Source organism: Paracraurococcus ruber, assembly GCF_004353985.1.
GTDB classification, from domain to species: domain Bacteria; phylum Pseudomonadota; class Alphaproteobacteria; order Acetobacterales; family Acetobacteraceae; genus Paracraurococcus; species Paracraurococcus ruber.
Map to the genome: position 1 here is coordinate 1 of NZ_SMOA01000089.1, position 19,939 is coordinate 19,939.

Annotated in this window: 16 protein-coding genes; 12 read left to right on the top strand and 4 right to left on the bottom strand. The window is 72.7% G+C overall.

Annotated elements, in window-relative coordinates:
- The first annotated feature begins 11 nt into the window (after nt 1-11).
- Nucleotides 12-560 (top strand): hypothetical protein, encoded by a 549-nt coding sequence (locus E2C05_RS16635; RefSeq protein ID WP_133220770.1) that lies wholly within the window; start codon nt 12-14, stop codon nt 558-560.
- Nucleotides 561-675: 115 nt separating this feature from the next.
- On the opposite strand, the gene E2C05_RS16640 is transcribed toward E2C05_RS16635, so the two are convergent.
- Both E2C05_RS16640 and E2C05_RS16645 read right to left on the bottom strand, forming a co-directional pair.
- Nucleotides 676-2,178 (bottom strand): flavin-containing monooxygenase, encoded by a 1,503-nt coding sequence (locus E2C05_RS16640; RefSeq protein ID WP_133220771.1) that lies wholly within the window; start codon nt 2,176-2,178, stop codon nt 676-678.
- A gap of 353 nt (nt 2,179-2,531) precedes the next feature.
- Nucleotides 2,532-3,230 carry an SDR family NAD(P)-dependent oxidoreductase gene (locus E2C05_RS16645; protein WP_133220772.1) on the bottom strand — a complete coding sequence of 233 codons (699 nt, stop codon included), beginning with the start codon at nt 3,228-3,230 and terminating at the stop codon, nt 2,532-2,534.
- Nucleotides 3,231-3,336: 106 nt separating this feature from the next.
- Here E2C05_RS16645 and E2C05_RS16650 point away from each other — a divergent pair, with 106 nt between their 5' ends.
- From E2C05_RS16650 to E2C05_RS16690, 9 genes are all read left to right on the top strand, one after another.
- The gene (locus tag E2C05_RS16650) at nt 3,337-4,182 is read left to right on the top strand and encodes an IclR family transcriptional regulator (RefSeq protein WP_133220773.1); all 846 of its coding nucleotides are present in this window, start codon (nt 3,337-3,339) and stop codon (nt 4,180-4,182) included.
- 109 nt (nt 4,183-4,291) lie between these two features.
- Nucleotides 4,292-5,464, top strand: coding sequence for a sialidase family protein (locus tag E2C05_RS16655; protein ID WP_133220774.1), 1,173 nt, complete (start codon nt 4,292-4,294; stop codon nt 5,462-5,464).
- A gap of 64 nt (nt 5,465-5,528) precedes the next feature.
- A complete protein-coding gene (locus tag E2C05_RS16660) occupies nt 5,529-6,497 on the top strand; it encodes a Bug family tripartite tricarboxylate transporter substrate binding protein (protein WP_133220775.1) in 969 nt (322 codons plus the stop codon).
- Nucleotides 6,498-6,721: 224 nt separating this feature from the next.
- Entirely contained in the window at nt 6,722-8,932 is a 2,211-nt protein-coding gene (locus E2C05_RS16665) for a methyl-accepting chemotaxis protein (RefSeq protein ID WP_205082858.1), read from the top strand.
- A 535-nt stretch (nt 8,933-9,467) separates the two neighbouring features.
- Nucleotides 9,468-10,484 carry a D-cysteate sulfo-lyase gene (gene cuyA / locus E2C05_RS16670; RefSeq protein WP_133220777.1) on the top strand — a complete coding sequence of 339 codons (1,017 nt, stop codon included), beginning with the start codon at nt 9,468-9,470 and terminating at the stop codon, nt 10,482-10,484.
- 630 nt (nt 10,485-11,114) lie between these two features.
- Entirely contained in the window at nt 11,115-13,142 is a 2,028-nt protein-coding gene (locus E2C05_RS16675) for a hybrid sensor histidine kinase/response regulator (RefSeq protein WP_158292169.1), read from the top strand.
- Nucleotides 13,139-13,684, top strand: a complete 546-nt coding sequence (locus E2C05_RS16680) for a response regulator (protein ID WP_133220779.1) — start codon at nt 13,139-13,141, stop codon at nt 13,682-13,684. The genes E2C05_RS16675 and E2C05_RS16680 overlap by 4 nt, the downstream gene beginning before the upstream one ends.
- 211 nt (nt 13,685-13,895) lie before the next feature.
- Complete coding sequence (locus E2C05_RS16685) at nt 13,896-16,148, top strand: ATP-binding protein (RefSeq protein ID WP_133220780.1); 2,253 nt, start codon at nt 13,896-13,898, stop codon at nt 16,146-16,148.
- A complete protein-coding gene (locus E2C05_RS16690) occupies nt 16,145-16,573 on the top strand; it encodes a response regulator (RefSeq protein ID WP_133220781.1) in 429 nt (142 codons plus the stop codon). The genes E2C05_RS16685 and E2C05_RS16690 overlap by 4 nt, the downstream gene beginning before the upstream one ends.
- A gap of 235 nt (nt 16,574-16,808) precedes the next feature.
- Here E2C05_RS16690 and E2C05_RS16695 read toward each other — a convergent pair whose 3' ends face one another.
- The gene (locus E2C05_RS16695) at nt 16,809-17,951 is read right to left on the bottom strand and encodes a DUF4384 domain-containing protein (protein WP_158292170.1); all 1,143 of its coding nucleotides are present in this window, start codon (nt 17,949-17,951) and stop codon (nt 16,809-16,811) included.
- 190 nt (nt 17,952-18,141) lie between these two features.
- On the opposite strand from E2C05_RS16695, the gene E2C05_RS16700 reads away from it, so the two are divergent.
- Both E2C05_RS16700 and E2C05_RS16705 read left to right on the top strand, forming a co-directional pair.
- Nucleotides 18,142-18,570 (top strand): DUF4399 domain-containing protein, encoded by a 429-nt coding sequence (locus E2C05_RS16700; RefSeq protein WP_133220783.1) that lies wholly within the window; start codon nt 18,142-18,144, stop codon nt 18,568-18,570.
- Between the two features lie 11 nt (nt 18,571-18,581).
- A complete protein-coding gene (locus tag E2C05_RS16705) occupies nt 18,582-19,121 on the top strand; it encodes a DUF4399 domain-containing protein (RefSeq protein ID WP_133220784.1) in 540 nt (179 codons plus the stop codon).
- Between the two features lie 8 nt (nt 19,122-19,129).
- On the opposite strand, the gene E2C05_RS16710 is transcribed toward E2C05_RS16705, so the two are convergent.
- Nucleotides 19,130-19,939, bottom strand: an 810-nt coding sequence (locus E2C05_RS16710) for a formylglycine-generating enzyme family protein (RefSeq protein WP_205082866.1), incomplete at its 5' end; no start/stop codon positions are given.

A 19,939-nucleotide genomic window follows, 5' to 3' on the forward strand; every position in this document is an offset into this window, starting at 1 on the left:
GAGGAGCCGCGATGCAACCAGCACCCGAACGGGCCACGCCCGGAGCCGCGCGGCGGCGCGCCGTGCTCGCCGGGGCGCTCGCCCTCGGGACGTCACCCGCCGCGGCGCAGGGCCCGGCCTGCCCGCCCCCGGGCGACGGCCGGTCGCGGACTTACCGCAATGAGCGCTTCGGGATCACCATGACCTATCCGTCGGTCTTCGCGCTCGACCCCGGCAGCATCCCCGCCGCCGGCGACAGCGCCCGGTTCTGGACCGCGGACCGGCAGGCCACCGCGGTGGTCGACGCCGCCCGTCCCGCGCAGCGCCGCGGCCTGGACACGCTGCTCGCGGAGGCGGAGGAGGACATCCTGCGCAACAGCCGCGGCGAGATCACCTACCGGCGCCGCCGCGGCACCTGGTTCGTGCTGAGCGGCTTCATCCTGGGCCGCATCTTCTACCGCCGCAGCGTCGTCACCCCGGACGGGACCGTGGCGACGCTATGGCTGGAATTCCCGCGCGCGTTGAAGCCCTGCCTGGAGGCGGCGGTGACGATGATGTCGCTGTCCTTCCGGCCGCTGTAGCGGCGCTCGGGCACCGGGGCGCGACGCAGCCGCATGTGGCGCCGCGCCCCGGCATGGGCATCACCCGCATGCCGGGCGGGCTGGGCCAGACGGGCCCGCCGCCCCTGCCTAGGCGCTACCGGTACAGGAATTCCGGCCCGTCCAGGTCGATCTTCGGGAACTCGTCCTTCTCCCGCCAGTAGTCCTGGGTGTGCTGCCATTCGTACTTGGCGCCGCGCTTGGGCAGCAGGTGCATGCCGCGCATCAGGTAGCCCGGATTGAAATTCTCCGGGTCGATCCAGGGCAGGATTTCCATGTCCGCATCCTCGGGCCGCAGCGCCACCTCGACCCGCTTCGCGCCCTTCGCCTGCATGTGCTTTAGCAGGCGGCAGACGAAGTCGCCGACCAGGTCGGCGCGCAGCGTCCAGCTCGCCCGGAAATAGCCGAAGACCCAGGCCAGGTTCGGGATGCCGGTGAACATCATGCCGCGATAGGTCACCGTCTCGTGGAAGGCGAGCGGCTTGCCGTCGATGGCGAATTCGATGTCGCCCAGCACGTTCAGGTGGAAGCCGGTGGCGGTGACGATGATGTCGGCATCGAGGTGCCGGCCGGATTTCAGCTGGATGCCGGTCGCGTCGAAGCTCTCGATCTCGTCGGTGGCGACCGAGGCGTCGCCGCGCGCCACCGCCTGGAACAGGTCGGCATCCGGGACGAAGGCGATGCGCTGCCGCCAGGGCCGGTAGCTCGGCGTGAAATGCGTGCCGATGTCGTAGTCGGGGCCGAGGATGCTGCGCAGGTTCGCCAGCATCTCCTGCTTCACCTGTTCGGGTTCCTTGAAGCAACGCTCGGTGAAGACCGATTGCTCCAGCAGGATCTTCCTGCGGGTGATCTCGTGGATCCAGGTTTCCTCGACGCCGAGCTTGCGCAATTCCTCGGCCAGCTCGATGGCGTTGCGTCCGGTCCGGAAATAGGTGGGGGAGCGCTGCAGCATGGTCACATGCGCCGCCTTGCCCGCCATGGCCGGGACGATGGTGGCGGCTGAGGCGCCGGAGCCGATCACCACCACGCGCTTGCCGGTGTAGTCCAGCCCCTCGGGCCAGCTCTGCGGGTGCACAATGCTGCCCTGAAAGCTGGCCATGCCCGGCCATTCCGGCGTGTAGCCCTCCGCATGCCGGTAGTAGCCCTGGCACATCCAGAGGAACTGCGCGGTGATCACCACCGCCTCGCCGGTCGCGGTGTTGGTCGCCTCGATCGTCCAGCGGTTCTCGGCGCTCGACCAGCTCGCGCTGCTGATCTTGTGCTGGTAGCGGATATGGCTGCCGAGGCCGTTCTCCTCGATCACGTCGCCCATGTACTTGCGGATCTCGTCCGCCGTAGCGATCGGCGGGCCGACCCAGGGCTTGAAGCGGTAGCCGAAGGTGTGCAGGTCGCTGTCGCTGCGGATGCCGGGGTATTTGTGCGTCCACCAGGTGCCGCCGAAGGTCTCCGCCGCTTCCAGCACGACGTAGCTTGTGCCCGGGCATTGGGTCGCCAGGTGGTAGGCGCCGCCGACGCCGGAGATGCCCGCGCCCACGATCAGCACGTCGAAATGCTCGGCCGGCCGCGCCGCGGTCCTTGCGAGGGTGTCTGCCTCGGACATTCGGGATCGTCCTCCTGCTGGTGTTGCCGCAACCCTACCGCGGATCGCGGGCGGGCGTGAGCGCCGGGATGCGCGGATCCGCCGGGCCACGGCGGAAGGTGGCGGATCGGCCTTCACATCCCGGCGCAGCCGGCAGCGGAACCGGCCCTGGGACTGTCCAACTCGGTCGCCCGACCCGGAACGACAAGCCGGTCCCTTGCCCGCCAGCCCAGGCCGTTTCGCTATCGCCCCTACCGCACCCCTGCCCCACCGTCGCTAGGCCGGGTCCCGTCCTGAACCGCGGGCGCGGACGGGTGACCATCGCCGCCACCCTCGCGGCCAGGGCGCCAGGAGGTTCCAGTCCCGGCCACCTGTCAGCCCAAGGACGCGCCGCCGCAGACCAGGATCTGCTGCCCGGTGATGGCCCCGCCATGCGGGCCGAGCAGGAAGCCGACCAGCGCCGCCACCTCCTCCGGCGCGATGTAGCGGCCGATCGGCGGCAGCTTCGGCTGCATCCCGGCGCGGGCGGGGTCGCGCAGCATCGGCGTGTCGGTCGCGGCGGGCGAGACCACGTTCACCGTGATGCGCCTGGGCAGCAATTCCACGGCCCAGGACCGTGCCATGGCGACCAGCGCCGCCTTGCCCGCGGCATACTGGCTGCGGCCGGGCGCGCCGCCCGCGGCGCGGCTGCCCAGCAGGACGATCCGCCCGCCCTCCGGCATCCGCGGCGCCAGCGCGTCGGCCAGCTGGAAGGCGGCATCCACATGCAGGCGCCACAGCGTCTCCCCCGCTGCAGGGTCCAGCCCGCCCAGGGCGCCGGCACGCATCAGCCCGGCGGCATGCACCAGCGCGAAGGGCGCCAGCCCATCCAGCGCCGCCGCGGTCGCGGCCGGGTCCAGCAGGTCCGCGGCGCGATGCTCATAGCCCGCCGGCATCGCCGGCGGGGCGCCGCGGCTGAGCCCGGTGACCCGCCAGCCCTCCCGCAGCAGCCAGGCGGCGATGGCGGCGCCGATGCCGGAACTCGCGCCGGTCACCACGGCATGGCGGAGCCCCGGGGGCTGGTCCGACGGCATGCGCTTCCTCCCTTCGGCCGAGCGGTGATTGACACCGTCGCAGCCACCGACGTAGCAATGTGGCAGATAACGAACAAGCGTTCGCATTCCGAGCAAAAGCGACGACATGGGCGAGGCAACGGCGCCGCGGCGGGATGACCGCCCGGCCGACAACCCGAAAAACCAGGTGCAGTCGGTGGCGAAGGCCTTCGCCGTGCTGCGCGCCTTCGGTCCGGGCATGCCGGAGCTGACGGTGTCGGAGGTGGGGCTGCGCGCCGGCCTCGACCGCGGCACCGCCTTCCGCCTGATCCATACCCTGCTCGATCTCGGCTATCTCCGCGCCGTGCCGGGCGGCCGGCGCTTCCGGCTGGCGCTGAAATGCCTGGAACTCGGCCATGCCGCCCTGGCGGCGCATGACCTGGGCGAGCATGCGGCCCCGCTACTGCGGGACGTCGTGCCGGCGATCGCCGATGCCGGCTCTCTCGGCGTGCTGGAGGCCGGGGAGGTGATCTACCTCGCCCGGGTCGAGGCCGGGCTGGACCAGCATGGCCTGGTGCGGCGGCCGGGCACCCGCATCGGCGCCTATGCCACCGCGCTGGGCCAGGCCATCCTCGCCTTCCTGCCGCGGGAGGAGCAGCTGCGGCAGCTGGACGCGGTGCCGCGGGTCAAGCTGTCGGAGCGGACGCTGACCGGCCTCGATGCGCTGCTGGCCCGGCTGGCGGAGGTGCGGGCGCGCGGCTGGGCGCTGTCCGAGGGCGAGAATGCCTATGGCCTCTGCACCGTCGCCGCCCCGGTGCTGGACGCGGCGGGGGCACCCATCGCCGGCGTCAGCCTGACCATCGTCGGCGGCCGGCTGCCGGCGGTGGAGTTCGCCGACCTGGCCGCGCCGCGGGCCGGCGCCATCGCCGCGGAATTGGCGGCGGCGGTGCGGCTTTCCCACGGGGCCATCGGCCCCGGGCGGGTGCCGCGGTGATCGCCACGCCATTGGCCCCCGGGGCAGCCCGACGGCCGCGCCCCGGTGGCGGCCGGCAGGACCTCACCCCCCGCACCAGGAACCCGGCGATGCAGGACACCCCCCGCTGATGGACGGACTCATCGACCGGCCCGCCGATCTCGCGCCGCATCCCGGCGACCCCGGCCGGGTCGAAGCCTTCATCCCCACCCCCTGCGTGCAGAACCATGCCGCCTTCATCGCGCCGCTGCCGGGCGGCGCGCTCGGCTGCGCCTGGTTCGGCGGCACGCAGGAGGGCATCCCCGACATCTCGGTCTGGTTCTCCCGCCTCGCGCCCGGGGCGACGCGCTGGGCGGAGCCGGTGAGGCTCTCGGATGATCCGACGCGGAGCGAGCAGAACCCGTTGCTGTTCGCCACGCCCGCCGGCGCGCTCTGGCTGCTCTGGACCGCCCAGCTCGGCGGCAACCAGGACACGGCGCTGATCCGCCGCCGGATCTCGGCGGATGGCGGCGCGACCTGGGGCCCGATCGAGGACATCATCCCGGAGACGCCGGGCTACGGCACCTTCATCCGCAGCCGCATCGTGGTGAACGCGAGCGGCGAATGGCTGCTGCCGATCTGGCGCTGCACCAAGCCTGCCGCCGGCGCCTGGACCGGCGACCTGGACACGAGTTCCGTGCTGCTTTCGGCCGATGCGGGCGCGACCTGGCGGGAATGCCCGGTGCCGGACAGCACCGGCTGCGTCCATATGTCCATCATCCCTTGGCCCGCCCCCGGGCAGGACCGGCTTCTGGCCTTCTACCGCAGCCGCTGGGCGGACCATGTGTACCGCAGCGAATCCCCGGATGGCGGGCGCAGCTGGACCGCGCCGCGACCGACCTCGCTGCCCAACAACAACAGCTCCGTCATGGCGCTCACGCTCGCCAGCGGCGCCATCGCCCTGATGTACAACGCGAGCAGCGCCGCGGATGCGTCAGGCCGCCGCGCCTCGCTCTACGACGATATCGGCGGGGAGGAACCGGCCGCCCCGCCGGCCGAGGGGCGCGCCGCCTTCTGGGGCGCGCCGCGGGCGCCGATGACCATCGCGCTGTCCGAGGATGGCGGCCTGACCTGGCCCTGGCGCCGCGACCTCGAAACCGGCGACGGCTACTGCATGACCAACAATTCGAAGGACCGGCTGAACCGGGAGTTCAGCTATCCTTCGCTTTGCCAGACGCCGGACGGGGCGCTGCACCTCGCCTACACCTACTGGCGGCAGGCGATCAAATACGTCCGGGTGACGGAGGCCTGGATCCGCGCATGATCCTGCGCCCGCCCGGCGCCGCCGGCGGCACGCGACGAAGGCCAGGACAGGGAGGGAAAACGCGATGCACCGCCGCCACGTGATCGGCGCCGCGCTCGGCCTGCTGGCCGCGCCGGCGGTCCATGCGCAGGATGCCTGGCCGGGGGGCCGGCCGCTGCGCGTCATCTGTCCCTGGCCGCCGGGCGCGGCGAATGACGCGCTGGCGCGGCTGCTGGCGCAGCGGCTGAACGAGACGCTGGGCGCCCAGGCGGTGGTGGAGAACCGCACCGGCGGCGCCGGCCTGGTCGGCACCAATGCCGTGCTGCAGGCGGCGCCGGACGGCTACACCCTGCTGGCCTCCGCCTTCAACACGGCGGTCATGCCGCTGGTGCTGAAGGGCGCGACCTTCAACCCCGAGAAGGACCTGGAAGTGCTGGGCCGCTGGGCGCAGGCGCCGCTGGTGATGGTGATCGGCGGCACCCGGCCGCAGCGCACCTTGCCCGAGGTGGTCGCGGCGGCCAAGGCGCGGCCGAAGGACTGGACCATCGCCATCTCCTCCCTGGGTGCCGCCAGCCACCTGGCGACCATCGAGTTCCTGCGGCGCACCGGCCTCGACCTCGACCTGGTCAGCTATCGCGGCACCCAGCCGGCGCTGACCGACCTGATGGCGGGCAATGTCCCGCTGCTGATCGACAACAGCTTCGGCGTGCTGCCCGCGACGGCCGATGGGCGGGTGCGGGCGCTGGGCATCGCCACGCGGCAGCGTTCCGCCCTGGCGCCGGACCTGCCGACCCTGGCGGAGGCCGGGCTGCCGGGCTTCGAATTCCAGTCCTGGTACGGTGCCTGGGCGCCGAAGGGAACGCCGGCGGCGATCCAGGACCGGGTCAATGCCCTGATGCGGGAGACGATGCGCGACCCGGCCATCGCCCAGCGCCTGACCGGCCAGGTGCTGGAGCCGGTGACGGAGAGCATCGCCGAGGCCCGCCGCTTCATCGCCGCGGAGATCGCGCGGGCGGGCGAGCTGCTGCGGAGCGTGAACTACCAGCCGGAGTGAGGCCCGCCACCCGACGGAACGGGGTGCATGGCGCCGCGCCGCCCAGGGACGGGCGCGGGGCCGATGCCGCATTGCGGCAGAAAGGCCGTTGATTTCACATCCTGTTCACCGGGTTCGTGTCATCGAAGTGACTGAGGTCGCTTCGGGAATCTGCCATGCCTGTCACAGCCCTGTCCTTGGGTCTGCGCGGTCGTCTCGCCTTGATCGCCATCCTGCCGGCTCTGGTGGCGGCCCTCCTGGCGGGTGGTGGCGGGCTATGGTCCCTCCGCTCGCTGGAAGCGGAGAGGCTGCGGACGGAGTTCCAGGCGGCCGGCGAAAGGCTGGACCGGGCGCTGGAGGAAGCGGGCCAGCGCATGCAGACCATCGCCGCCAGCACGGCGATCCGCATCGCGCTGATCGACGCGGTGGAGCGGCGGAGCGCCGACGATGCCGTCCCGCTGGTGGTCGAAAGCTTCACGGTCCTGAAGAGGGCCGACCCCTCGCTCGAGGTGCTGGAGGTGACGGATGCCGGCGGTCGCGTCATCGCCCGTGGGCACAATCCGGCGCAGCGCGGCGACGACAAATCGCGCGTGACGGATGTCGCCGCGGCGCTGTCTGGGCGGGTGTCCATCGGCAGCGTGGTGTCCCCCACCACCGGCCTGATCGCGCTCGGCGCGGCGGTGCCGCTGGAACGGAATGGCCGTGTCATCGGCACCGTCAAGGCCGCCATGCGGCTGGATGCCCGGGTGGCCCGGAGCATCGGCCTGCTCGCCGGAGGGGAGGCGCTGCTGTTCGGCGCCGGCAAGCTCACCGCCAGCACGGTGCCGGGCGTGACCAACGAGACGGTGCCGGAGGCGCTGCTGACGGCGATCCGCGCCGGCACCGCCGACCCGGTGGTCACGACCATCGGGCAGGCCGGGCGGCACATGGCGCTGGTGCGGCCGATCCGCGACCTCGAAGGCAAGGTGGCCGGCGCGGTGGTGCTTGCCCTGCCGCTGGCAGCCTGGGACACGGCGGAGCGGCACAGCCTGCTGATGATCGGCGGTGCCGGCCTGCTGGTGCTGCTGGTGGCGGTGCCGGCCGCCCTGTTCGCGGCGGCGCGCATGGCCGGCACGCTCGGCGGTCTGGCGGGGGCGATGCGGCGGCTGGCCGCGGGGGAGACCGGCGTCGCCATCCCCGGCCGTGCCCGGCAGGACGAGATCGGCGCCATGGCGACCGCGCTGGAGCAATTCCGCGACGGCCTGATGGAGAAGCAGCGGCTGGAAGCGGCAGCGGCGCAGGAGCGGGCGGCGCGCGAGCGCCGGGCGGCCGCGATGGAGCGGCACACGGCCGAGTTCAGCCGGTCGGTGGCGGGCGTCATGGCCTCGCTCGGCGAGTCGGCGTCCGGCATGCGGGATGCCGCCCGCAGCATGGCCGACAGCGCCCGGCAGACCGAGGGCCGGGCGACCAACACGGCGGGGGAGGCGGACACGGCCGCTGCCAACCTGGCGACCGTTGCCTCCGCGGCCGAGGAACTGGCCGTCAGCGTCGCCGAGATCAGCCGGCAGGTGGCGCAGGCGGCGCAGGTGGCGCGCGACGCGGTGGAGGCGGCGAGCGCGACCGATGCCCGCATGAAGGCGCTGAGCAGCGGCGCCGAGCGCATCACCGATGTGGTGCGGCTGATCGGCGACATCGCCGGGCAGACCAACCTGCTTGCGCTGAATGCCACCATCGAGGCGGCGCGCGCCGGCGAGGCCGGCAAGGGCTTCGCGGTGGTGGCGGGGGAGGTGAAGCAGCTTGCGGCCCAGACCGCGAAGGCGACCGAGGAGGTCTCCTCCCAGATCACCGGCATGCGGGAAGCGACGGGGGACGCGACCGCGGCGATGCAGGCGGTGGCGGCGGCGATCGGTCGGATGGACGAGGTGGCGGCGGCCATCGCCGCGGCGGTGGAGCAGCAGGGGGCCGCGACGCGCGAGATCAATGTCCGGGTGCAGAGCGTCTCCGCCACCACCGGCGTGGTCGCGGGCGCGATGCAGGAACTGTCCGGCGTGGCGCGGGATTCCGGCACGGTCAGCGGGCATGTGCTTGAGGCGGCGGAGGCCGTGAGCAAGCAGGCCGGCACGCTGCGGTCGGAGGTGGAGAGCTTCATCGAACTGCTGCGCACCGATGAGGGCGAGCGCCGGCGCTTCGAGCGCCGGCCCGTGCCGGGCGACAAGCAGGCCATGCTGACGCTGCCCGATGGGCGGACCGTGTCGTTGCCGCTGAAGGACATCTCGGCCGGCGGGGTCGGCCTTGCCAGCGACCTCCCCTTCAACGCCGGCACGGCGGTGCAGGTGACATTGCCCGGTACCCCGGCGCCGGTGACGGCGCGCGTCGCCCGGGTGGAGAAGGGATTGCTGGGCTTGGTCTTCACCGACCCGAAAACGGCCGCGCGCGCCGTCGATCGGCTGTTCCAGGACCTGCGCATGGCCGCGTGAGGGTTCGTTCAGGGATGCCCGCAGGTGCGCGGGCTGGATGAGACCGCGGCGTGACCGGTCCGGGCTTCCCTCGCGGCCTGGCGTGGGCCGCAGGGGCTGGCTTGCGGCCGGCGACGCCGGCCGCGGTGGCGCCGGAGCCGGACGGGCGACGCGGCCGCCCGATCATGCCCGGCTGGGCCGGCGGGGTGCTGCATGCCGCCGGACTGACCACCGAGGGCCCGGGCGGGTGACCGCCGGGATCGATCGGGTGATGGCGGGCATCGCCGCCGCCTGATCCGGCTGGCCCCGTCGGCGCCAGGCGCCTGCCGCGGCCATCCGCCCTGGCCGCCGGGCCCCCAGCCCCATGCCGGTGGCTACCCTGCCCGGGGGCCCCCGCGAACCACGGCCCGACTTGACTGCCGGGCGGTTTGGGCCGTTACCGGGGCGAGGCCGCTGGTGGTGCGATCCGACAGGCGTCGCCCCCCGGCGGTGAACAGCGGCGTCGCGGCACCGGCCGTGCCGGCAAACGCCCGACGCCCGGAGGACACGCCCCGCCATGAACCTCGCCCGCTTTCCGCGCGTCCGGCTCGGCCACATGCCGACGCCGCTCGAGCCCATGGACCGCCTCTCGAAGCATCTCGGCGGACCCCGGCTCTGGATCAAGCGGGACGACTGCACCGGCCTGTCCACCGGCGGCAACAAGACCCGCAAGCTGGAATTCCTGATGGCCGATGCCCTGGCGCAGGGCGCCGACATCGTCCTCACCCAGGGCGCGACCCAGTCCAACCATGCCCGCCAGACCGCCGCTGCCTGCGCGAAGCTCGGCCTCGCCTGCCATATCCTGCTGGAGGACCGGACCGGCTACACCGATGCGGCCTACACCCAGTCGGGCAACGTCCTGATGGACAAGCTGCACGGCGCCACCACCTCCCGCCGCCCCGGCGGCGCCGACATGCAGGCGGAGATGGAGGCGGTGGCGGAGACGATGCGCGCCGAAGGCCGCAAGCCCTATGTCATCCCGGGCGGCGGCTCCAACCCCATCGGCGCGCTGGGCTATGTCAATGCCGCGCAGGAACTGGTCACCCAGGCCTCCGACATGGGGCTGCGGATCGACCACCTGGTGCATGCGACGGGCAGCGCCGGCACCCAGGCGGGCCTCGTCGTCGGCCTGGTGGCGCTGAACAGCGGCATCCCTGTGCTGGGAATCGGAGTCCGTGCCCCGAAGCCGCGGCAGGAAGCGAATGTCCTGGCCCTGGCCGAGAAGACCATCGCCCATCTCGGCCTGCCGGCGCTGGTGAAGGCCGAGCATGTCGTCGCCAATTGCGACTATGTCGGCCAGGGCTACGGCATCCCCACCCAGGGAATGGTCGATGCGGTGCGGCTGCTGGCGGAGCAGGAAGGCATCCTGCTCGACCCCGTCTACTCCGGTAAGGGCATGGCCGGGCTGATCGACCTGATCGGCAAGGGCATGTTCCGGCCGGACGAGAACGTGGTCTTCCTGCATACCGGCGGCCAGGTCGGCCTGTTCGGCTACCCCGACGCCTTCGGCCTGGCGGGCGACCTGCCGCGCTGACCCAGCCACGCTGAACCCTGGCGCCAGGCATCCCCCTGGCCTGGGGATCCATCCGCGTCGTCCTCAGGCCAATGAGGCAGTCGCCCGGACCGCCGGTCCGGCCTGCATCGCCGCCAAGCGCGGCCTGGGGCATGCAGGCGGGACTGCCGACCTGCGCTGGCTGGACGCGCCGGGCAGCGCCGCGCGTGCCGCACGGGGGCCTGGCCAGCCGGCGCGGGCCATGCGCCTGGGCGTCGTCGACCTGCTCGCCATGGCGCTGGCCATCCCACGCCGGGTGCCCGGCGCCCCGGTGACGGGCCCGCGGGCTTTCCTGCGGCAGGGTGCGCCGGTCGCCGCCGCCGCGGCGGACGGCCTGCGGCGCCGCCCGCGGTTCGCCGCAGCGCGAGTGACCGGCATGACCGCCGGCCGAAGGGCGCCGGCCTGCCCGACGGCATGCGGGCCCCCTCGGCCGCACCCGGACGACGCTATCCACTCGGTCCGGGCGCCTCGCGGCGCTGCCCGTCCCCGGTTCCGCGCGCCGGATGCGTGTCGTCCCGGATTCCTGCCGGGCACCGACTAGTAAGGCAAAATCAACGGATACCCTGACACTCTTCCGACTCCTGACCAATGCCGGCCCCAGGGGGGGCACACATGGCGGATGCGGAGCGTACCTACAGCCTGCTCGTCGTCGACGATAACGACATCGATGCGCGCAACTATGGCGTGCTGCTGCGCCGCAAGGCTCCGCGGGCCTTCAGCATCGTCACGGCATCCGACGGTGCATCCGGGCTGGCCCTGCTGCGCGAAGGGCGCTTCGACTGCCTGCTGCTGGATTTCCGCCTGCCGGACATGACCGGACTTGAATTCCTGCAGGACGCCATGTCGTCCGGGGAACTGTCCTGCGCTGTCGTCCTCGTCACCGGGCAGGGGACGGAGGCCGTGGCCGTCGCGGCGATGCAGCAGGGCGCGCAGGACTACCTGGTCAAGGACCGGATCAACGAGGACAGCCTGTGGCGGGCGATCACCCGCGCGGTGACCCAGAAGGAATTGCGCCGCAGCCTCGCCGCGTCGATGCACAGCCTGAAGACCGTCAACGCGGCGCTCGAGCAGGAAGTGGCGGTGCGCGAGGCGGCGGAGACCGAGGCGCGTGCCGCCAAGGAGGTCGCCGACCGGGCGAACATAGCCAAGACCCGCTTCGTCGCCATGGTGACGCATGAGTTGCGCACGCCCCTCAACGGCATCCTCGGCTATGCCCAGCTTCTCCGGCTGGAAGGCGGGCTGAGCGCCCGGCAGGACCAGCGGGTCGGCGCGATGCTGGAAGCAGGCCAGCATGTGCTGGAGATGATCGACCAGGTCCTCGACCTCGCCAGCATCGAGACCGGCAATCTGCAGATCCACCCCGAAGCGGTATCCGTCGCGGCGCTCTGCGAGCGCTGCCTGGCCGTCATCGCGCCCATGGCGGCGGCGCGCGGGCTGTCGCTGCGGCTGGAGCGCAACGCGAACGCGCCGGCCGAGCTGCGCACGGATCCGGCGCGCCTGCGGCAGATCCTGCTCAACCTGCTGGGCAATGCGGTGAAGTACACCGATACCGGCTCGGTGGAGCTGCGGCTGGCGGCCGGTGCCGTGCCCGGCGCGCTGCGGGTGGAGGTCGCCGATACCGGCTGCGGTATCCGGGCCGAGCATCTTGGCCTGCTGTTCCATGACTTCGAGCGCTGCGGCGCCGATTCCGCGGTCGAGGGGGCGGGACTTGGCCTGTCCATCGTCGCCGGCATCCTCCGCCTGCTCGGTGGCAGCTTCGGGCACCTGCCCAATCCCGGCGGCGGCAGCATCTTCTGGATCGACCTGCCGCCCGCGCAGCCGGAGCACCGCGCGGCGGACATGCCTTCCGCCACGGCGGCCGGTCCCGCGGCGCCGCTGCGCATCCTGGTGGTGGACGACGTGGCGATGAACCGCGACGTGGTCGGCGCCTTCCTGCTGGCCGCCGGGCATGAACCGGTGCTGGCGAAGGATGGCCGGCAGGCGCTGCGGCTGGTGCGCGCCGGCGGGATCCATCTGGTCCTGATGGACATGCAGATGCCGGGCATGGACGGGCAGGAGACGACCCGGCGCATCCGTGCCCTGCCGGGCCCCGCCGCCACGGTGCCGGTGGTGGCGCTGACCGCCTATTCCTCGCCCGCGCAAATGGCCGAAGCGCGCGCGGCCGGCGTGGATGGCCATGTCGCCAAGCCGGTCACCTATGCGGCGCTGATGTCCACCATCGCCACGGTGGCATCGGGCCAGAGCCCGGCGGTGGCGCGGCGTGCGCCGCCGGCGCGGGACGAGGCGCCGCGCCCGCCGCGGCTCGACCGCGCGGCGCTGGATGCGACGCTGGCCTTCGTGCCGGCCGGCGAGGTCGCCGGCCATCTCGGTGCGCTGCAGGACAGCGTGGAGGCGATGCTGGCCCTGCTCAACCGCCGCGCCCCACCCACGCTGCAGCGGGAGGCGGCGCATGGCCTCGCCTCGACCTCCGGCATGTTCGGCCTTGCGGCGCTGTCCGCGGCATCCCGCGACTTCGCCCATCCCGCCGGTGCCGGGGCGCCGGAGGCGATGCGCCTGGGCCGCACCCTGCGCCAGGAATCCGCCGCCGCCCTGGAGGTCCTGGCCGGGATCATGCGGGAACCGAGGAGCCGGCCGCCATGACGCAGACGACAGCGATGCCGCCGGCGACGCAGAGGAAGCACGTGATCCTGGCGGAGAACGAGGCGGTGATGCGGGGGGTCCTCCGCTCCATCCTGCTGCAGATGGATCTGGAGGTGATGCTGGCCGCGGATGGGGTGGAAGCGGTCCGGCTGGCGGCCGAATTCCCGGCGCAACTGGTCCTGCTCGACATCGCTATGCCGCATATGAACGGCCTGCTGGCCTGCCACGCCATCCGCCGGATGCCGGGATACCGCGATGTGCCCATCGTCGCACTCACCGCCTTCGTCGACGACCGCATGCGGGCCGCGGCGCGCGAGGTCGGCGCCACCGACTTCATCACCAAGCCCTTCCGTCCCGATGTCCTGATGGCCCGGCTGGCCGGCCATCTCCGCGCTGCCACGCCGGACGGGGCGGCGGCGGGGCCGGGTGCCCGGTCGCAGGCCTGGGACATTGGCCGCGAGGCGACGATGGCCGCGCCGTCGAGCCCGGCCTTGGCGCATGGCCGGCGGATGCTGCAGGTCTGGCGTTCATTGACGGAATGAACTTAGAGAAATGAAGTAGAAAATCTGTAGAGCAAAAATAAATCGAGCATCCTTATTGCTGGCAGGATCGGACCGATTGGTCCAATCTGGGGCGATATCTTGAGATGCGGCGCCTGATGACGTCCGATGCCTGCCGGACCAAGGCTTGGCCGAACCTGCTGATGGCGTGCGGCCGGTTGCCTGGCGCTGCCGGCCGAGCGGGCATGGGGGCATGACCATCGGGCCGCATTCCCAGCCGCTGCCCGCCTCTTTCGCCCGCTGCGAGGATGAGCAGATCCATGTGCCGGATGCGATCCAGCCGCATGGCGCGCTGCTCGCCGCCGGGCCGGACGACGCCACCGTCACGCATGCGAGCGCGAACCTCGCGGCATTCCTCGGTGTCCCGGCGACGGCAGCCCTGGGCGCGCCGCTCGCCACGCTGATCGGGCGCGCGGCGTGGGAGAGCATCCTCGACCGGCTTCGGTCGGCGGCCCCGGGGGCGGCGGCGTCCTGCACCGGGCGGCTGGAAGGCCCGGGGGGCACGCGGCTGCGGGTCCGCGCGCATCGCCACGCCCACCAACTCTGCCTGGACATCGTGCGCGTCGAGCCGGAGCCGGATGCCACCATCGAAGCAGCCCGCGGGGTGCTGGAGACCTTCCGCGTGGCGCGGACGCCAAGCGAGCTTTGCGACCTCGCGGTGCACGGCCTGCGCGCCGTCAGCGGCTATGACCGGGTCTTCGCCTATCGCTTCGGGCCCGAGGGCGACGGCGAGGTCGTGGCCGAGGAGCGCGATGCGTCCCTGCCGCCCTTCCTCGGCCTGCGCTATCCCGCCGCGGACATCCCGGCGCAGGCGCGGCAGCATTATCTGCGGCAGCGGGTCGGGTCCGTGGCCGATGCCGGCTATGTCCCGGTGCCGGTGCTGGCAGCGGATCCCGCGGCGCCGTCGCTCGACCTGACCCATAGCGCGTTGCGCAGCGTGTCGCCGATCCATCGCCGCTACATGCGCAACATGCGAACGGCGGCGAGCCTGACGGTGGGCCTCGCCAGCCGGATGCAGCTCTGGGGCATGCTGGTCTGCCACCATGCGACCCCGCGGGTCGCCGGCCCCGATCTGCGGGCCGTCGCGGACATGGTCGGTACGGCGGTATCGGTGATGCTGGCCGGCCTTGCGGATGCCGAGCATGAGGCGATGCGGCAGGGCCACGCCGCGACCTTGCGCACGCTGACCGATCGCCTGGCCGCACCGGTGCCGCTGGCAGACGCCCTGGTGGCCGCCGAAGCCGACCTGCTGCACCTGGTGGATGCGCCCGGCGCGGCGATCAGCCTGGGCGGGACGATACGCTGCCTCGGCAGCACGCCGCGGCCGACCGACATCGCCCGGATCCTGGCCGTGCTGCAACTGGGCCCCGATGCCGGACCGGTGGCGCTCGACGACCTGGTCCTGCGGCACCCGGCGCTGGAAGCCTGCCGCGCGCAGGGCAGCGGCGTGCTCTTCCTGCCGCTGTCGACCAGCGGCGACGACGCGATCCTCTGGTTCCGCCCGGAGCAATCCCGCATCGTGCCCTGGGGCGGCGACCCGGCGGCGCATGCCGAAGGCGCGATGGAGCCGCGCACCAGCTTCGCCGCCTGGCAGCAGGTGGTCACCGGCCGCTCCGCGCCCTGGAGCACGGTCGACCTGGCGCTGGCCCGGGACCTGCGGACGGCGATCGAGGCGCGGATGGCCGTCGACCTGCGGACAGAGGTCGAGCAGCTGCGCCGTTTCGACCGCATGGTCGGGCAGCCGAACCGGCAGCGGGAGCTGGAACGATCGAATGCCGCGCTGGAGGAGTTCGCCTATGCGGCGTCGCATGACCTGAAGGCGCCGCTGCGGGCGATCGGGCATCTCGCGGACTGGATCGCCGAGGATATCGGCCCAGCCGCCAGCGCGACAACGGCGGAGAACCTGCGCATGCTGCAGGGCCGCGTCCTGCGGCTTCAGTCGCTGCTGGACGGGCTGCTGGCCTATGCACGGGCCGCCCGGCAGTCCTATCCGGAGGCGGAGGCGGTGGATGTGGCCGCTCTGGTGCGGGACATCGCGGCAACGCTGGGGGCGCCGGCCGGCTTCACCATCGCCTGCGCCCCCGGCCTGCCGGTCCTGCGCACGCATCTCGCCCCGCTGCAGCAGGTGCTGAGCAACCTGATCGTCAATGCCATCATGCATCACGACCGGGCCGAGGGACGGGTCGAGGTCGCGATGCGGAAGCAGGACGACGTCGCGGAGTTCCGCATCGGCGATGACGGTCCCGGCATCCCGCCGCGCTTCCAGGACCGCGTCTTCCAGATCTTCCAGACCTTGGCGAGCCGCGATGCGGTGGAGGCGAGCGGCATCGGCCTTGCGATCGTGCGCAAGCATGTGCAGGCGCATGGCGGCAGCATCTGGATCGAGAGCGCGCCGCCGCGCCGCGGCGCCACCTTCGTCTTCACCTGGAGCGAGACGCCGCCATGACGGGCAAGACGGTCACGATCCTGCTGGTCGAGGACGACATTGTCGACCGGATGGCCGTCCGCCGAGCCTTCAAGACCCTGAAGATCCTCAACCCGGTCATCGAGGTCGGGGATGGCGTCGAGGCGCTGGAGCGGCTGCGCGGCGAGAACGGGCAAGAGAAGGTGCCTTCGCCCTGCCTCGTCCTGCTGGACCTGAACATGCCGCGGATGGACGGGATCGAGTTTCTCTCGGTGCTGCGGAGCGACCCGGCGCTGCACCGCATGATCGTCTTCGTCATGACCACATCCCAGGCGGAGGAGGACATGCTCGAGGCCTATGACCACAACGTCGCCGGCTATCTCGTCAAGCAGCGGATCGGGCAGGACTTCCTCGCGTCCATCAGCATGCTGGAGGCGTTCTGGCGCGTGGTCGAATTCCCGCACTGATGCCGCCCGGCGATCTGTCGTGACCCAGGAGATCTCCGACCGGACGCTCGGGGTTTCGGGCTGGTCCCCGGGTGCGGCGGTGCCCCGCTCAGCGCCGCGCGATCTGCCACATGCGACGCGCCACGCCCGGCCTTGAGCGGCTTCCGTTCGCCATGGCTCACGGCAACCGCCGTCGTCATCTGAAACTACGAGCATCTTCACCCGCTCAGGTGATCCCACCTGATCGGGATCTGCTCTAATCCACCCGGATGTCGAGGCTCGCCCGGGCCACCTGGCCGGCCATGCCGGCGAAGATCGTGTCCAGCGTCGGCGCCAGCCCGTCCGGCAGCCTCCCGACGGCGGCGCCCCGCAGCGCATCCGGCAGGTCCGGCCCGGCGTCACGGTCGGCCAGCCAGCATTGCACCCGCTGCACGCCACGCGGCCCGGCCGGCAGGGCGATGCCATGCCGGTCGCCCGGCAGCGAGGCCGGCACGCCGGCTGCCAGCCTGGCGCCGCCGGCGGCCGAGGCGGGAAAGACGGCGATGGCCGCGCCATCGCTCTGCGTGGTCACGCAATAGAGCCAGCCATCGGCATCCGCCATCGCCGTCAGCCCGATCCGCTCGCCGGGCGCATAGGTGGGTGTCCGGCCACGCTCCGTGCTGAGCCAGAGATCCGGTGGCAGATGCGCGCGCGCCAGGCGGCGCAGCGCCGCCTCGTGCTGGGCATGGCAGCCCAGGAGGACCCCCTGCGCGATCTCGGTCGGTTCCTGCCCCGTCGCGCCGGTGCGGAGCCGGAAAGTCAGCGTCGCGCGCACCTGGCCATCCGCCAGCACGTCGAAGCTGTCGCCATCCTCGATCGGCAGGTCGCCCGGCCATTCGACGCGCGCCGCGCCGGGCGGCCAGGCCAGGCGGCGCAGGCTGCCGCGCCGCCGCAGCCCGAACTCGGCCGGCCCGCCGACGGGGCGCATCAGCCACAGGGTGTCGGTCGGGGCGACGCACCAGGTGCCGGACCGCTCGAGTTCGACGGATACCTCCGCCGCGGCGCGCTGCATGCGCTTGCCCAGCGCCGCGGCGCGCGTGCCGCCGATGGCGGTCGCATCCACGCCGCGCAGCCGGAAGGCTTCGGCCAGGGCGGCGGCGGAGCCATTCGGTCGCGCCGGCTCGGCCCGGTCCAGGGAGGTCTCGAGCGGTCCGCGCAGCTTCAGCATCTGGCCGGAGCGCAGCAGCAACGTCACGCTGGCGCCGTCGGGCAGGCGCAGCCGCTCCTGCGGGTCGATCACCATGCCGGGCGCATAGCCCGGCGCGGTCGCGGCCAGCAGCACCGCGCTTTCCGCCGCCTGCGCCGCCGGCGCGGCGGCCAGCAGCAGGGCGGCGACACCGGCAAGCCTGGTCGGCAGCATGGCCTGTCTCCTCTCGTCCCTGCGCAGCATGGCGGCGCGGCGGCCGCGGCGCTGTGGCGTGGTTCACAGCAGCGGCGATCGGCGCGATCCCGCAAACGTTCCTTGAACTGGCGCGGAGCACGGCGTCGACTTCCCCGCAACACACGGTATCGCGCGGCAGCGGGCCGTGCGGCGAGAGGGGGATCATCCGATGACGCGCGCGCATCTTCTCGCCGGCCTTGCGGCCATCGCGCTGCTGGGCGGCGCCACGGCGACGGCGCAGCGGCGGGCGATGCCGGAGAATGCCCGCGTCTATATCCTCTGGCCGCCCGACGGCGCGACGGTGAAGGGTGGCTTCTGGGTGCGCATGGGGCTGAGCGAGGGCGGCATCGCGCCGGCCGGCATCGACAAGGCGATGACCGGTCATCACCACCTGCTGGTGGATGCCGATCTGCCGCCCCTGGATCAGCCGATCCCCAATGACCGCAACCACCTGCATTTCGGCCTTGGCCAGACGGAGGCCCGGCTGGACCTGCCGCCGGGCCGGCACACGCTGCAACTTCTGCTGGCTGACGAGAATCATGTGCCGCACGACCCGCCGCTGGCGAGCAAGCGGATCACCATCACCGTCCTGCCCTGAGGGAGGCGAGCATGCCATCGACGCGCCGCCATCTGCTGCTGGCCTCCGCCGCCATGCTTCCCGCCGCCGCCGGGCAAGCCGCTGCCCAGACGCGAGCCCCGGACCATGCGCATGCCGCGCCGGCCGCCACTGCGGCGGCCGAGGCACCGCGGCCGCGCAGCGCCGCGCCGAAGGATGCCTATGTCTATATCGGTTGGCCGCAGGATGGGCAGGTCATCAGCGGCACGCGCTTCAAGGTGTGGTTCGGCACGCGCAATTTCGGCGTGGCCCCGGCCGGCGTGACGACGGCCAATACCGGCCACCACCACATCATCGTCGATGCGCCGCTGCCGGCGCTGGACCGGCCCATCCCGAATGATCGCAACCACCTGCATTTCGGCCTGGGGCAGACGGAGACGATGCTGGAATTGCCGCCCGGCGTGCACACGCTGCAACTTCTGATGGGCGATGCCGACCACATCCCGCACGATCCGCCGGTGATGTCGAAGCGCATCACCGTCACGGTCCGGCCCGGCCGGCCGCAGGCGGTGGCGGCAAGCCAGCCGCAGTAGCGCCGCGGTCAGTCGATGGCGCGGGCGACGCGGAAGCCGTTCGCCTGGTACCGCACCGGCGCGTCGTAGAAGTTCCGCGCGACCGGCAGGATCTCCTCCCGCCCCGAGCGGAAGGAGCCGCCGCGCAGGACCCGCCGCATGCACCCGCGCGTCTCCCGCGCCGAGCCGTCGGCCGGGGCGCCCTGGTAGTTCGGCGCCCAGCAATCCTGGACCCATTGGGCGACGCCGCCGGCCATGCCGTGCAGGCCGAAGGCATTCGGCGGATGGGCATCCACCGGCATCGGCCCGCGGGCATCCTGCGTGCCGCCGCATTCCGCGCAATTCGCCTGCGCAACACCCAGCTGCTCGCCCCAGGGATAGCGCGTGGCGCTGCCGGCGCGCGCAGCATATTCCCATTCCGCCTCGCTCGGCAGGCGGTAGCGCTGGCCGGTGGTGCGGGAGAGCCAGGCGACATAGGCCTGCGCATCGTCCCAGGCGACATTGTGCAGCGGCGTCGCATCCTCCGCCACCGCCAGACGCGGCAGCGGGCCGCAGCCGCCGGCCGCGCCGCAGGCCTTCCACTCCGCCACCGTCACGGGAAACTGGCCAAGCGCGAAGGGACGGATCGTGACCGACCGCACCGGCCGTGCGGCCGGGTCGCCCGAGCCCTGCCCCATGAGCAGCGTGCCGCCGGGCAGGCGCACCATCCAGGGGCAGGTCGGGCAGTCCTGGAAATAGCGGTCCGTGCTGCCGGCCGGCGGCGGCGCCGGCATCGCGCGCGGCTCGGACGGCCGGACCAGCGCCAGCTGCGGTGGCGCGGCCGGCGCCGGCGCTGCTGG

Excerpts from the sequence above, each read along its gene's own strand:
- E2C05_RS16640 (WP_133220771.1), bottom strand. The coding sequence starts at position 2,178 with ATGTCCGAGGCAGACACCCTCGCAAGGACCGCGGCGCGGCCGGCCGAG.
- E2C05_RS16695 (WP_158292170.1), bottom strand. The coding sequence starts at position 17,951 with ATGCTGCCGACCAGGCTTGCCGGTGTCGCCGCCCTGCTGCTGGCCGCC.
- E2C05_RS16700 (WP_133220783.1), top strand. The coding sequence starts at position 18,142 with ATGACGCGCGCGCATCTTCTCGCCGGCCTTGCGGCCATCGCGCTGCTG.
- E2C05_RS16705 (WP_133220784.1), top strand. The coding sequence starts at position 18,582 with ATGCCATCGACGCGCCGCCATCTGCTGCTGGCCTCCGCCGCCATGCTT.
- cuyA (WP_133220777.1), top strand. The coding sequence starts at position 9,468 with ATGAACCTCGCCCGCTTTCCGCGCGTCCGGCTCGGCCACATGCCGACG.
- E2C05_RS16690 (WP_133220781.1), top strand. The coding sequence starts at position 16,145 with ATGACGGGCAAGACGGTCACGATCCTGCTGGTCGAGGACGACATTGTC.
- E2C05_RS16660 (WP_133220775.1), top strand. The coding sequence starts at position 5,529 with ATGCACCGCCGCCACGTGATCGGCGCCGCGCTCGGCCTGCTGGCCGCG.
- E2C05_RS16635 (WP_133220770.1), top strand. The coding sequence starts at position 12 with ATGCAACCAGCACCCGAACGGGCCACGCCCGGAGCCGCGCGGCGGCGC.
- E2C05_RS16650 (WP_133220773.1), top strand. The coding sequence starts at position 3,337 with ATGGGCGAGGCAACGGCGCCGCGGCGGGATGACCGCCCGGCCGACAAC.
- E2C05_RS16645 (WP_133220772.1), bottom strand. The coding sequence starts at position 3,230 with ATGCCGTCGGACCAGCCCCCGGGGCTCCGCCATGCCGTGGTGACCGGC.
- E2C05_RS16685 (WP_133220780.1), top strand. The coding sequence starts at position 13,896 with ATGACCATCGGGCCGCATTCCCAGCCGCTGCCCGCCTCTTTCGCCCGC.
- E2C05_RS16655 (WP_133220774.1), top strand. The coding sequence starts at position 4,292 with ATGGACGGACTCATCGACCGGCCCGCCGATCTCGCGCCGCATCCCGGC.
- E2C05_RS16680 (WP_133220779.1), top strand. The coding sequence starts at position 13,139 with ATGACGCAGACGACAGCGATGCCGCCGGCGACGCAGAGGAAGCACGTG.
- E2C05_RS16675 (WP_158292169.1), top strand. The coding sequence starts at position 11,115 with ATGGCGGATGCGGAGCGTACCTACAGCCTGCTCGTCGTCGACGATAAC.